Here is a 13,398-nt window from a genome sequence, read left to right on the forward strand (position 1 = left end):
GCCCCCTCAGTGCAGCGCCGCGCCCAGCTCGGCCCGGACCTTGGCGAGCGTCGCATCGTCGGACAGGGTGAGATAGAAGCCGCCAACCCGTAGCGCAGCCGGCGTGCCAGCGAACGGCGGGGCGAGCAATTCGCAGGCGCTGGCCGGCTCGCGCACCCCCATGCGCAGCACCTGCTCGCCGTCCACTCGATTCCAGATCAGCACCGTGACGTGTCCGGCCTCGTGATCCCGTTCGATCTCGACCCAGCACTCGGGGGCATGGACCAGCACCGTCACCGCGCATCCTCCAGCGCCTCGGCGCGCTCGCGCGCATGCTCCACGGTCCGCCGCGCGAGCCGGCTGCGCGTCGCGTGCAGCCCTTCCAGAAGCTCGGCCTTCGCGCCGGCCGACAGCGCGCGATCCGCGGTCACCCGCCGGATGCGCTGATTGACCGCCTTCATCTGGCGATCCGCGGCAGTGTAGAGCCCGCGCAGCTTCAGCCGGTCATCCCCTCGCAGTTCCTCGGCGCGCTCGAGCTCGCCGGCGTGCCGAGCGGCGGTGTAGGCCGCATAGACCTGCTGCACGCGGTCGAGTTCGCGGTAGTAGCGGTTCACGTACTTCGAGCCGGTGCCGCTGGTGGGCCGGACGAAGGCGCCGACCACGGCGAGGTTCTCCGGGCGGGTGAAGTCGTGGGCCGGGTTCGCAGGCATGTCCGTGAGCGTGCGGCCGACCATGTCCGACACCGCGAGCGCCTGCGTGCCCAGCCATCCGAAGTAGCCGCGCACCATGTGCTCGATCCGCTGCGGCGAGATTCCCGTGACCTTGCCGGCGGCAATCGCGCCGGCGCTGGTGCGGGCGGTGTAGCGATCCTGAGCCGGCAGCCGCTCCTGCCCCATGCCGTCGATCGGGCGGTCCTGGAAGCTGTTCCAGTTGAAGGAGGCTTCCATTCCCGGCCGGAACATCTGGGGCACCGGGTTCATGCTGAGCTGGCTGGACAGGATCGACTGCAGGGTCTGGGCGAAGTCCTTGGCCCGGTAGTCGTTGCCGGCCAGCAGCAGCTCCGTGCCGCGCTCGACCACGCTGCCCAGCGCGCCGACCTCGAACGGCTTCGGGATGAACAGCGCGTGGTCCGTGCCGGGCACGCGCACCCACCAGTACGTGTCCCGCACCCAGTCGGGCAGCGCGCGGAATTCCTCATCATCCCGGTTCGCCAGGTACAGCAGCGCCGATGCTGCCGCGACCGCGCCGGTGACTGCTGCGAACCGTCGCGGGTCCGCCTTCGCGCCGCGGCCGAGCTTGTGCAGTCCCTGCAGACGAGCATTCATGAACGGAACCGTCTGGGTCAGGAACCGCACGGCCGCCCACTTGCCCTGCATGGTGAAGTCCAGCGCATCGCGCGCGGCATAGCTGGCCTCGAGGTGGGTCTTTCCGTCGGCGATGGCCTGCTGGTAGATCGCCGCGCGGTTCACGGTCTCGGCGCGGTCGCCGATCTCCTTCCACCATTCCCAAGACCGCGACAGCGCGCCCTTCACCTTCTCCCGCGTGTCGAGAATCTGCGAGTCCTTCGCGACACCCGCCTTCACCAGCCGCTTTGCGTTCGCCGCCTGGTCGCCGTCCAGCAGCGAGCCGAAGCGGATGGCGCCACCGCCGCCCAACAGCTTCAGGTAGGTGTCGCTCTCCGGCGTGGTCGCCTTCCAGCCGTCGACAAGGTTCCGGAACGGGTTGTAGCCGACCGGGTTCGCGGCGATGACGGACACCGTGTCGCGCATCAGGTTGCGGATCCGGAATGCGGGGTCGGACGTGACGCCCGTGGTCAGCGCGCGCTTGAACCACTGCATCGCCTTCATCGCCGGGTTGTTCCATCCCGGGTGATGCAGCATCGTCAGCGCGTCGAATACCAGCGGGTCGTTGACGGTGTAGTGGACCTGCCGGCCCTCCTTCATCGCCCAGACCGCGCCCTTGTCGCCGGCGTTCGCCCGATCGGCGACGCCCAGGTCCACGGCCGCGTCCAGCGCGCGCGCCGCCGCCATGTTCTTCATCGAGGCCGACAGCAGGTGCGACCAGTTGGCCAAGGTGTTCTGCAGCAGGTCCCCCAGCGGCTCCGCGCCACCCTTCAACCGCTCGATGACGCGCTGCCGGATGATGCCGCCCACGGCCCCCGGGGATACGGCGCCATCGCCCTCCATGACCCGATAAAAGGGGACGTACCACTCCGACTCCCACGTCTTGCGGCTCTCGGGGTTCAGCAGCCCGGCCTGTTCAGCGACATCGAGCACCGCCTTGTTGTAGCGGTTCAGTGACCGCTGCGCGTCGGCGTAGGTCTTCGCGCGGTCGCGGCCGTCCGGCATCGTGCCGCGTGCCAGGCGCTTCAGGGATGCGATGTCCTCTTGGCTGAATGCGTGCTCGCGCCCCTCGCTCGCCAAGCGTTCGGCGCGGTTGCCGGCCACCCATGCCAGGAACAGGTCGTGCTCGCCGCCCAGGTCCTGCAGCACGCCGGCGAAGCCCTTGCCATCGCGGCGCACGTCCAGCGCGCCCTCGGTCAGCTTCGGCGGGCCGAATCGGAACACGCCTTCCACCGCACCGTCGGTACCCTTCGACAGCCGCGCCTGCATGTACGCGGTCTCGTCCAAGTCCTTGAGCGGGCGAAACTGGTCGAACACGCCCTGCACCGCCTTCGCCTGCCAGTTCTCCGACAGGCGCCGGATCTTGTCGACGAAGCCCTCGCCGGGCCGGTAGGTGTCGATCTTGCCCAGCGCCGCACGCTGCCCGTCGTCGAGGTGTTCGAAGCTCTTCGCCACCTGTGAAACGTCAGGCGGTTCCACGGGTCCGGGTTCAGCGCCCCGCGAGAAGTAGGTCGCGGGCTGCTCCGTCGTCGTGCCGGCGACCACGGCGCTCGGGGATGCCCTGCGCGACGCGGCATTGCGGCGCAGGAAGCCATCGGCCTGCCGCAGCAGGTCGCGCAGCTCGGCGTCGGACATCTTCAGGCCCGGCATGACCCGCCGCAGGTGGCTGCGCATCGCGGCAATGATGCGGTCGATGATGCTGTTCCGGGCGCCCTGCTCGGCCATGATCGCCAGCACCTCGCGCGCCGCGGTGTTCGGCTCGTTCAGCGCGTCCGGCTGCGAGCGGCGGACGTGGGCGATGGCGGAGCGGACGGAACTCGAACCCGTGCCGTCGCGGACGTGCCGGCCGATGGCGGTCTCGATCGCGCCCCAGCCGTTACCCACCACGCGGTCAATGCCGTAGTGCCCCAGCGCCTCATGGGCCAGCACCTGCCGGAACCGCGCCGGCGAGTCGATCGCCGACAGGTTCAGGAACACCGCGGGCTGACCCTGCCACGTGCCTTCCGCGCGGTTGCCGACATCGACATCGGGCGCGAGACCTGCCGCCTGCCGCAGCTCGTCGGAGTTGCGCGCCAGCACCACGCGCGGCGCGTCCGGCCCCCAACCCTTCGTGAACCGCTCGGTGAGCCGCTGCGCACGATCCAGGGCGATGCCTTCCGCGGCGGGCCGGCTCGTCGCCGCCGGATCCTTCACCCACGCCTTGAACTCGTCCGGCGTGAATCGACGGATGCCGCCCAGGCCAGACCAGCCGTCCGGGTAGTTCGACAGGTACGCAGCGCGCGCCGCGGCCTCTGTCGGTTCGCCGACAATCACCTTCGACTCGTCGAAGCTGCCGTCCGTCTTCACCTGGTCCACCACGAACACCGGCAGCGTCGGATCGTCGGCGCGCTCGCCGATGAACACGTCCACCTGATCCTTGTCCTTGCCCACCGTGCCCGGGAAGTAGCCGTAGGCGCGCGACAGCGGCCTGTCATGCGACTCGCTGCGCTTCACCCCGGCCGGATACTCGATGCTCACGTCGAGGCCCGCGAACTTCATCCGCCCGACCTTGAAGTTGTTTGCCTCGCGCTGCGCCTCCGTCGGCGTGGGCAGGTCATTCAGCGGACTCGTCGCCGCGGTGGATGCGGCCTGCGCCACGGGATCATTTTCGAATCCGGCGCGGTTGCCTTGCGAATCGACACCCAGCGCGACCACACCCGCCGCAGGGGCAGGCTGCGGCATGGCCGACACAGCGCGCGCGGCCCGCGCCTGCCACGCTGCCGGCGCCCCCTCGCCCAGCTTCTCGGCGACCTTGCGCGCCGGCGCGCGCGGGCTGAAGTCACGCCCCATCGCCTTCGCCACGGCGTGGACGTCGGCATCGGTCAGCCCGTCCAAGGCGGTGGCGGGCGGCGCGCCGGCGGCGATCTCCTGCAGCGCGCGCGTCGCCGGGCTGACGGTTACGGGGGATCGAGTCGCCGCAGCGGTGCCAGCGTCCGGCGGACCGGCGGCGTCACCGGTGCCGGTGGCGGCGATGCCTGCTGGCTCGCCTGCAACTGCACCAGCAGCGCCAGGCGGACCACCTGCAACCGGGCCTCCACGCCCGCCAGCGTCCACAGCGACAGCGCGGCCGGATCCATCGGGTTCGGTTCGTCGGGCGGCTGCATCATCGTGGGGGCCCTCGGGTTCAGTGCGGCCGTCACCGAAAGGCGCCAGCCGCTGGGAGAGTTCGATCAGGTCGGCGTCGCGGTCGATCTTCGACAGCCGGTCCTGCAGTCGCTCGAGCTGCACGCCGCGGCCAGTCGCCAGGCGGTGGCGTTCGAGCTGGCGGTCGAGCTCGGCGCGGCGCTGTTCAAGTTCCGGCAGTGCGGCCTGCAGCTCACGTGCCTGCGCGGGATCGGCGGGGGCAATGCCCTGCTCCCGGCGCCGCAGGTGGCCGCGGATGGTGTCGTCGAGCTGCGCGCGTTCCGTGGTCAGCGCCTCCACCTGCGCGCCGTCCAGCCGGCCGTCGGCGGCCGCGGCTTCGAGCGCTGCGACGTGCTGGTCGATGACGGTCGCGGCCTCGGTTGCGCTGCGCTGCTGCCCGGGAGCGGGGGCGAAGTGCTGCCACGGACCCGAAGCCGGCGCGGCCTGGGCCTGGCTCGCGATCCTCTCCGCCTGTTCGAGTGCATCGGCGCGCGCGTGCAGCACGTCGCCGGCAGCACGGCCGATGGGACCACTGGTCGCCGCCTGGTCCGCCTGTTCCCGAAGCGCCTGCACCTGCCCCGATTCCACCATCGGCGCGGGATCGGTCGGGCTTGCGCCATCGATGGCGCCGGCATCCGCGCCGCTGGCTCCGAGTCGTCGCAGGGGTGCGGTCGCGGCGTAGACGCCGCCCGACATCGCGCCGCCCTGAACAGCGCTGTCGCGGATGCCGCGCGCATAGTCGGCCGCATCGTAGTCGGCGCCCAGGATCAGTTCATCGCTGGCCATCTGCCCGACCGTGGTCGGAATCTCCGTGGCCGCCCCCTCGGCAGTCGCCAGCGCGAGCCGCCGCGGCGCGGTCGCGGATGCCTGCTGCAGCATGCGCGTGGCCACGCTCTCGCCGAAGCGCTTCGTCAAGACCTCCTTCACCGGCCCGAAGCCCCAGCGCGCGAGGCCCAGCGTCACGGCATCCAGGCTGCCCTCAAGCGCGCCGTGCGCGATGCCGCTCGCTGTCGCCTGGTCAGGGGTCGCACCGTCGGCCAGGGCTTGGCTACGCTGTTCCGCGGCGGTCCCTGCACCGATCGCCAGCGCGCCAAGGGTCGGGCTTCGAGTAGCCACGGCTGCCGCCATCATCGGCACCGACCGCGCGATTCCCATGGCGTGATAGCCGGGCGAGCCATCGGCGTACTGGTCCACGACCCGCTGTGCATCTTCCCCCGCCTCGGCGCGCCGCTGCGCCGCATGCGCGCGATCGCCTTCGGCGTGCTGGACCGCGGCCATCGTCGAGCCGCTGCCGGCCTCGGCCGCCATGTCGCGTTCACGTTCAGCAGTCCATTCATTCACCGCCGCCAGCGCGCTGCGTGCCCCCGCCGCCATCGACGTACCGGCGTCACGCAGGTTCTCGCCCAGCAGGCGGGCCCGCTCCTTCACGGCGCCGCCGATGCCGCCCCCCGGGCTCCCCTCGGCGCGAGGGTTGATGGGGGATGGCTCAGCTTCAGTGCGCGCAGATAGCGCAGCAGTCCCGCCGAAGTGCGCCCATGGGCCGGCCGTCGACCTGCTCGACACCGGCGCCTGCGTGGACTTAGGCATTGCCTCATCCGTCGTCGCCGCGGTGTTAGGCAGTGCCGAATCCGGCGCGCGCTGCGGCGTGGAAACCACGGCCCCACCTGCGCCGGCGCTGAAGCGCTCCCATGGGCGCTGCTCGTTCATTGAGCCTCCCAGTTCGCCGGGTCGGAAGGATCGCCACCGCGAAAGCGGTAGCCGTCGAGCGTGCCGCCCACCTCGGGCACTTGCACGGCCCCACCGCGCTGCCCGCCACGGATCTCGGCGAGCTGACGGCGGGCGGTTTCTAGCGCATTGCTCGGATACTCGCCGTAACTGTCCTTCTGGAGGCCAAGCAGTTCGGCCAGCAGCTTGTCGTCGGCCTCAGCCTGGTGATCCCGCGCGGTCACGGGCCGCTGCGGCATGCGCACCGGGGCACCATCTTCACCGGTGATCGGCGCGGCCTTGGTCCCAGTGACCTGCAGCAAGTTGCCGGCGGCATCAGTCTGCAGCGAGGGGCGTTCCAGCTCTGCACGGCGGGTCGCCGCTTCGGTGGCCAGCGCGCGCTCGCGGTAGCCGGCATCGGCGGTGAACTTGTCCGCGTCCAGCCGGCGCTGCGCAGCGGCCTCGTTCGCGGCAGCCTCGTAGCCGACGCCCTGCTGCGCCGTGATGTTGCCCCCGCGCTGACCCTCGGCGCTCGCTGCGCTTCGGGCGCCGAGCTGGCCAGCGATGGCCTCGCCGATCAGCCGGCGCGCCTGGGGACTGCCCTTGTTGAAGTAGCTGCGCTGGCTGTTCTCCAGGCGGCGCAGGATCTCCGCGTCCGCGCTCATCGGATTCAGCATTTCCGCAGCGTCCGCGCGCGTGGTGCGCGTCAGGTCGCGCTGGGTGTCCAGCGTGCGGCGCACAGACTGCTGAACCTGCGGTGCCGCGCTCGGGCGGGCAATGATCGGCGGGGACGCGGGATCGGGCGGTGCCGGTCGGGTGTAGTCCGTCTCGAACGGCACGGATGCGGACCTGGTGGGGTCGAGGGTGCGCGTCGGCCGCGGGACCGCAGGCGCAGGTCCACCCGTGGTGACGTTGCTGAAGTCGGGACGTGCCGGCGATCCCCCGGTGTTGCGAGCCTGCAGGCGCTGGATCGAAGTGCTGTCGTACACCGGCGCGCCCGTGCGATCGGTGCCGCTGTTCAGACTCGGCGTCCAGGTGTGCGTGTCGCCGAGCGTGCGCGTCGGCCGCGGGACCGCCGGCGCCGGTGCGGTGATGGTGGTCGACGGCATCGACGTGGCGCCACCGGTCGCGGCGGGCGCCGCGCCGAAGCTACGGACAGGCTTGGCAGGATCCTGCGCGGCGCCGAAAGGGTTCTGGCGCAAACGATCCAGCGTGCTCTGCTGCGTGGTCATGATTCGAACTCCTCGCGGTAGGTGGTGGGGGATTGGATTGCCGTGGGCAGTGATGCCTGTTCCAACTTCGTCGCCAGGGCGACCAGCCCCTTCGGGGTCAACATGACCTGCGACCTCTCCCGGAAGCTGCCCACTGGAATGTGCACGCGGTGAAGCAGGTGCCCGGCATCTGTGTGGCGGGCATGCCCGAGCCAGCTCCCGGCGTCATGACTGCGGTAGATCCACTTTGCGGCCGACAGCCAGGCGATGAAGTCGCGCGGCCGCATCCCCAGCACCTTGGCGGCCTCGGTCAGCGACATTGCACCGCGAGCGCCGGCGAGCCGGTCGAAGGCCGCAGCGCGCGGCGCATCCTCTGCAACCTGGTGTTCGAGCCGTTGCCGCGCGTCGAGCTGGTCAACCAGCAGCGCGCGCAGCGTCGGCGGGTGATTCAACGCGGCTTGCACATCCTGTGAATGCCGCGGCTGAACGGCTGCGTCCTTGGCCGCTCGCTCGCAGGCGATGAAGTATTCCCGCGCCTGCCGGCCCTTCGGACCGCGCTCGACCATGGCGAGCTGCTTGCCCATGTCGAGCGTGAGCCAGTAAACAGCGCGGTTGTGGCCTCCCCGTCCTTTGCCCGTCACTTCTGACGAGCAAACGAAGTCCCGGCCCTCCTCGAACCCGTAGGTCTGAACACGCCGCTGAATCCATTGCCCGTGTTCAGTGGCGACCTCGAGGAACGCATGAAGTGCCGCGCTGTCGATCGTGGGCACGGTTTCGGTCGCGATCTCGCGCCGGGCGACTGGGATCAGTTCGGCGTCCATGCACCCTCCCGGTCAGCTCTCGAAGGCGGAACGTTTCGATCGTGCCATGCGACCGTCGCAGCGGTGTCCCGCTCCTGTCGATCCCGTCTCCGCTCAATGACCGCGGCTTTGCCCCGCCTGGGGTCGGGGGGCAGCGGATAGCCGGCAGCCATTGCCGTGCGCAGCGCCTCGTTCAGATCGGCGCCCTTCTCCCACAGGTCCCGAAGCCGAGCGCGCAGTTGCTCCCACCCCTCGGTCGTCACCGGCTTCCCCAACTCACGGCGGTGTTGGCAGAACTGGATCAGGACATCGCGGCCCACGTCGTGGACCAAATCGGCCGTCGCCGGATCGAACCTCGCGGGCACGTGTTCAGCGTTGCGCTGCAGCGCAATTTTCCCTCGCTCTTCGGTTGAATCAGTATTCGGTGCCTTCTTCGTCTCAACTGCTCTTTCAGTATTCTCTAGCGTCGTGCCAGCCGTATCGGGCTGAGCCGTATCCGGCTCAGCCACGTCCGGCTGGGCCGGAAGTGGCGCTTCGCGGACCAGGTAACAAAGCGGCCCGAGCGTGCCATCGCCGCGGCGTTGTCGACTCGCCTCGATGTAGCCGGCCACCTTCAGCTCATCCAGAAGCGCGTAGATGCCATCTCTGCCGGTCCGGATGCGAGCATCGGCGGTTTGGCGACGCAAGTGCTCGACGGAAACGCGCCAGTTGTCCGGCTTCCCCAGAAGGAAGACCAGCAGCCCACGAGCGGCCCAACTCAGCCGCGCGTCCTCGCTGATTCGCCGGTCGAGGCAGTACCAGCCAACGATAGGACGCGGGGCACGGATGATGCTCATGGCGCGAGCCCCTCCGCGCCGTCAATGGCGCGACCTGCGGCGAGTCGAAGCCGTCGCCGGCGAAGTCGCCGCCGCGCCGCGTACGACGTCCAGCGCGCACGGCATGTGATAGCCTCGCGCTCGAAGTGCTGTTCGCCCTGCACCTTCCTGACGCCCTGACCTTGCCCGGTCGGGGCGTCGCCGTTTCTGGGGCCAGGCGGCGCGCCCGCGTTCAGAACGGCGCTCATGACGCCTTCCCGGCAAGGTGCCGCTCGAAGGCTTCATCACACGCTGCCCGATCCAGTAACGACACCCGTTCGCCGAGCTTGCGGGGTGCAGGGAGGATGCCGGCCTTTACCATTCGCCAGATCGTCACCGTCGAAACGGAGTACCGTCTGGCGGCCTGACGCGGCCGCAGATAGCGCGGTTCCTCTACGTTCATGGGTTCAGCAGATTTCACGAATTGCCTCCGGTGATAAATTCACTCGGGGCAAAGCCTCACCCGCCTCTCGACGAATGTGCTGGACGTAATTATTCAGACTCGCGCAATGCGTCGCGCCGACGCCGTTCAACGATCAACGCGGCCTCTTCGTAGCTCGACGTCCACGACTCGCCAAGGCAGAGCCGGAACGTGGGGTCTGGATCGTGTTCGATCCATTCCCGGATAGAGCGCTCGGGATTGGCCGCGCACCCGGCCGCCTGGAAGCAGATCCTAGCGATAGCAAGAAACCCACGCGGCGTGTCTGCCCGACTCACTACCACGTCATCGCGGGGTGCACGAGGGCTGTTCGTTGCGCCCCATACTGCCCGGAAGATCGCGCGGTAGATGACGTCGACCGCTTCCGGGCTCGCTACCTTCGGACGACCACGCTTGCCGGTCGATTGTCGATTGAGAGAATCCCCCAGCACGGGCAGAGCCTCTTCGAGATAGCGCACCTGACGCAGGTTCAGGCCACATCGTTCAAGTGCCGCGCGCTGCGTATCGTTGAATTCGAAGCCGACCCGTGACATGCGCGACCCCTCGCGCCCCTGTAGAAGTGCCGCGCCAGCGCCGCAGGGTGGCGGCGCGTTCGGGGATCAGCCTAGGCGCGGTGTTCGGACAGATTAACTCTCGCCGCCCTCGGGATGCCGCTCGAGATAAGCCTTGATCTCTGCAGCGCGTTGCTCTGCTTTTAACGCTGCCTCGTGAAGGTCGGCCATTGCGTCGCTAAGCGCCTTCCTCACGTTGATGGGCCGGTCGGCCGCAGGGTCCACGACCTTCAGGCGGCGCGGCGACTCGGCAGGCGGCAACACCGCGCGCTGCCGTGATGCCCCATCGAATGTCTGCACGATCTCGGCGGCACAGGCCAGGTTCTTCAACACATACTCGATAGCGCTCTCCGCTGCCTTCTGCTCAGCCGGCTTAGCAACTTCAGCGGAAGTTCTCCACCGCTTACGTCGGGCCTCCACGATCTTGCCGATGCATGCCGGCAGGCGACCGCGCCGCTTGTGCTGCGTCACCGGCGGTTGATCGTGCCCGGGGAGCAAGCCCACGCTCGCGGATCGTTCGGCTTCTTCTAGGACTACACTCCGTCTTGCCATGATCGTCTCCTTCGTAGACGGTTGTGGAAGGCGGGCGGCGTGTTACAGCACGTCGCCCGCCGCTGCTATCGATGCGCTCGTTTCCTGATCGGCACAACCGTGTCACTCTGCCCCTCCCGAAGGACGTCGAGATAGTCGGCCCAGCCCTGCATCATCTTGTGGCGCTCGGGCAGGTGCGCGGTGCGGTTGTAGGCGCGGCCGTTCGGGTCACGCACGGTGTGCGCAAGCTGGTGTTCGATGTAGTCGGGCCGGAAGTGCAGCACCTCGTCGAGCAGGGTGCGCGCCGACGCCCGGAACCCGTGTGCGGTGTGGGCGTCCTTGTCATAGCCCAGCCGGCGCAGCGCCGCGTTCAGGGTATTGTTGCTCATCGGCCGGCGCGGGCTGCGCGTCGACGGGAACAGGTACTTCCCGCCGCCGGTCAGCTCGTGCAGTTCCTCGATGATCGCGAGCGCCTGCCGCGACAGCGGCACGATGTGATCGTCCCGCATCTTCATCTTCGCGGCCGGGATGCACCACACCTTGGCCTCAAGATCGAATTCCGCCCACTCGGCGTGGCGCAGCTCGCCGGGACGGACGAACACCAGCGGCGCTAGGCGCAGGGCATGCTTGGTGATCAGGCTGCCGTCGTAGCCGTCCAGTGCGCGCAGCAGGCCACCGAAGGGCTCCGGCGCGGTGATGGCCGCATGGTGAGTGCCGGTCGCAGGGGTGAGGGCACCGCGCAGGGCGATGGTCGGATCCGCCGTGGCACGACCGCTCGCGATCGCATAGCGAAACACCTGTCCGCACGTCTGCAGCACCCGGTGCGCGGTCTCGTAGGCGCCACGGTCCTCGATGCGGCGCATGGCCCGCAGCACCTCCGGCGCGGTGATCTCGGACACCGGCAGCTTCCCCAGGACAGGGAACAGGTCACCCTCGAGCCGCGCCAGCACCTTCTCGCTGTAGCCCTTCACCAGCTTCGGCGACTTCTTGGCGAACCACTCCCGGGCGACGGTCTCGAAGCTGTTCGCCGCGCGCTCCATGCCTGCGATCTTCGTCGCCTTGCGATGGGCACTTGGGTCGACGCCAACGGCGACCAGCTTCCGCGCGTCAGCGTGCAGCTCTCGGGCCGCGGCCAGGCTCACGTCGGGGTAGGTACCGAGCGACAGGCGCTTCTCCTTCCCGAGGATCCGGTACTTGTAGCGCCACCACTTCCCGCCTTTCGGCGAGACCTCGAGGTACAGGCCGCCGCCGTCGAACAGCCGCTGGGCCTTGTTGGTCGGCTTGGCCTTCCGGATCGCGACGTCACTGAGGGGCATCTGGGGGCACCTGCCGGGCCGGATGGGCTGTTGCCCCCTATGCTGCCCCCAAACCTATTGAAATGCCAAGCCGGAACGTGAAAGCACCAGAAAGCAAAAACCCCGGGATTTCCCGGGGTCTCGTGTGTTCGGTGGTGCTTTGTGAAACCACCTGAATCTATGTCTTGGTGGCCGGGGAGGGAATCGAACCCCCGACACGGGGATTTTCAATCCCCTGCTCTACCAACTGAGCTACCCGGCCGGAACGCTTCGGCGCTGGGCCGTGCGAGCCCGCCATGATACGGACGCGGGGTCCGGCGGGCAAGCCGGAGCATGCCGGCGTGGGCCACCGGGCACCGTTTTCCGGGGCCTGCCGCGCCTTCAGCGCGTGGCGCGGGCCTTGCGCTTCGGGGTCGGCGCGGCCTTGCGGGTGGTGCGGCGGGCGGCGGCGGGACGCTTCGCCGCGGGGCGACGGGCCGGCTTGCGCGGGGCGCGGCCGCCGGGCGTGGCCAGGCCAAGCTTCTCCAGCACCGGCGCCAGGCGCGCCTCGACTTCGGCGCTGAAGCCGCCGACGGCAGGTTCGATGCGTTCGCGCAGGGTGAATGCGCCGCCGCGGGCGACGTCGCGGGCATCGCCGGCGAAGCCGGCCAGGCGCTGGCCGAGGAAGCCGGCGGTGGTGAGGGCCGAGGTTGCGGCGTTGCCGGCTTCGCGCCGGGTGATCGCGGCCAGGCCGAGCGCGGCCAGCCAGAGGTTGCGCGGGGCGAAGGGTTCGAGGGGCGTGCGGGTGTTCCTGCGGGCGGCCATGGCGGCTTCCTGGCGACCGGCACGATGCCGGGCTTCTACCCGTGCACGATGCCGTTGGTGCATCGAGCAATCACACTATTGGGCGGGGCGCGATTCGATGCCCGGGATCAGGAAACGAGGGGGCGCGGCTGAAGCCGCCTGCAGGAGATGCCGACCGTGGCTGCGGTGCGCGGGGCGGTCCGTACGTCGTAGTATCCTGCCCCGGTCCGTTACGACATGGGTTCGACATGAAGCGTGGATGGCATGCGTTGGCGTGGTTGCTGGTGGTGTTGCTCACGGCCTGTTCGAGCGGCGGCATCCCGCGGCGCGTTTCGGAACCGGCCGCGAGCGTGCAGCAGTTGACGGTGGAGGCCGACGGCCGCTGGTCGATCGAGCTGCGCCTGCAGAACTACAGCAGCATCCCGATGCGCTTCGACAGCGTGTCGTTCGAATTCAAGCTTGGCGACGAGGCGGCCGGCACGCTGGCGGCGCAGCCGGCGCTGACGATCGGGCCGGAATCGGCCGACGTGGTCACCGTGGCCTTCGATCCTTCCGCGAACGCGCGCCTGCTGCTGGCCGGCCGGCTCGCGGACGGACGCGGCGTCGGCTACCGCTTCGAAGGCACGATCAACGCCGCGCCGGCCGATCGCGGCAAGGCGCGCGACTACAAGGTCAAGCGCGACAGCCAGCTCAGCCCGGTGCCCGGCCTGCCCGGCGTGCTGCGCTGAGCGCGCGTTCCCCACCCC

General features: G+C 69.5%; 11 protein-coding genes and 1 tRNA gene. 1 reads left to right on the top strand and 11 read right to left on the bottom strand.

Annotated features, from left to right (window positions below):
- Window positions 1-6 precede the first annotated feature (6 nt).
- The 11 genes from FQY83_RS14180 to FQY83_RS14225 form a co-directional block, all read right to left on the bottom strand.
- Window positions 7-276: a hypothetical protein gene (locus FQY83_RS14180; RefSeq protein WP_146388632.1), complete on the bottom strand. Its 270-nt coding sequence runs from the start codon at window positions 274-276 to the stop codon at window positions 7-9.
- The gene (locus FQY83_RS14185; protein ID WP_146388633.1) at window positions 273-6,191 is read right to left on the bottom strand and encodes an LPD38 domain-containing protein; all 5,919 of its coding nucleotides are present in this window, start codon (window positions 6,189-6,191) and stop codon (window positions 273-275) included. The genes FQY83_RS14180 and FQY83_RS14185 overlap by 4 nt, the downstream gene beginning before the upstream one ends.
- Window positions 6,188-7,420, bottom strand: coding sequence for a hypothetical protein (locus FQY83_RS14190; protein WP_146388634.1), 1,233 nt, complete (start codon window positions 7,418-7,420; stop codon window positions 6,188-6,190). The genes FQY83_RS14185 and FQY83_RS14190 overlap by 4 nt, the downstream gene beginning before the upstream one ends.
- Window positions 7,417-8,220 (bottom strand): phage antirepressor KilAC domain-containing protein, encoded by an 804-nt coding sequence (locus FQY83_RS14195; RefSeq protein WP_146388635.1) that lies wholly within the window; start codon window positions 8,218-8,220, stop codon window positions 7,417-7,419. Before FQY83_RS14195 ends, FQY83_RS14190 begins: the two co-directional genes overlap by 4 nt.
- Window positions 8,205-9,035 (bottom strand): hypothetical protein, encoded by an 831-nt coding sequence (locus FQY83_RS14200; protein ID WP_146388636.1) that lies wholly within the window; start codon window positions 9,033-9,035, stop codon window positions 8,205-8,207. Before FQY83_RS14200 ends, FQY83_RS14195 begins: the two co-directional genes overlap by 16 nt.
- Before the next feature lie 223 nt (window positions 9,036-9,258).
- Window positions 9,259-9,474, bottom strand: a complete 216-nt coding sequence (locus FQY83_RS17635; RefSeq protein ID WP_158636520.1) for a helix-turn-helix transcriptional regulator — start codon at window positions 9,472-9,474, stop codon at window positions 9,259-9,261.
- A gap of 71 nt (window positions 9,475-9,545) precedes the next feature.
- Window positions 9,546-10,025, bottom strand: coding sequence for a hypothetical protein (locus FQY83_RS14205; RefSeq protein WP_146388637.1), 480 nt, complete (start codon window positions 10,023-10,025; stop codon window positions 9,546-9,548).
- A gap of 93 nt (window positions 10,026-10,118) precedes the next feature.
- Window positions 10,119-10,514 carry a hypothetical protein gene (locus FQY83_RS14210; protein ID WP_146388638.1) on the bottom strand — a complete coding sequence of 132 codons (396 nt, stop codon included), beginning with the start codon at window positions 10,512-10,514 and terminating at the stop codon, window positions 10,119-10,121.
- 146 nt (window positions 10,515-10,660) lie between these two features.
- Window positions 10,661-11,890: a tyrosine-type recombinase/integrase gene (locus FQY83_RS14215; protein ID WP_146388639.1), complete on the bottom strand. Its 1,230-nt coding sequence runs from the start codon at window positions 11,888-11,890 to the stop codon at window positions 10,661-10,663.
- Between the two features lie 165 nt (window positions 11,891-12,055).
- A tRNA-Phe gene (locus FQY83_RS14220) sits at window positions 12,056-12,131 on the bottom strand.
- A gap of 119 nt (window positions 12,132-12,250) precedes the next feature.
- Window positions 12,251-12,673, bottom strand: a complete 423-nt coding sequence (locus FQY83_RS14225; RefSeq protein WP_146388640.1) for a hypothetical protein — start codon at window positions 12,671-12,673, stop codon at window positions 12,251-12,253.
- A 227-nt stretch (window positions 12,674-12,900) separates the two neighbouring features.
- Between FQY83_RS14225 and FQY83_RS14230 the strand changes: the two genes are divergently transcribed.
- Window positions 12,901-13,380, top strand: a complete 480-nt coding sequence (locus tag FQY83_RS14230) for an LEA/WHy family protein (protein ID WP_146388641.1) — start codon at window positions 12,901-12,903, stop codon at window positions 13,378-13,380.
- Window positions 13,381-13,398 lie beyond the last annotated feature (18 nt).

Source organism: Luteimonas marina (assembly GCF_007859325.1).
GTDB classification, from domain to species: Bacteria; Pseudomonadota; Gammaproteobacteria; order Xanthomonadales; family Xanthomonadaceae; genus Luteimonas; species Luteimonas marina.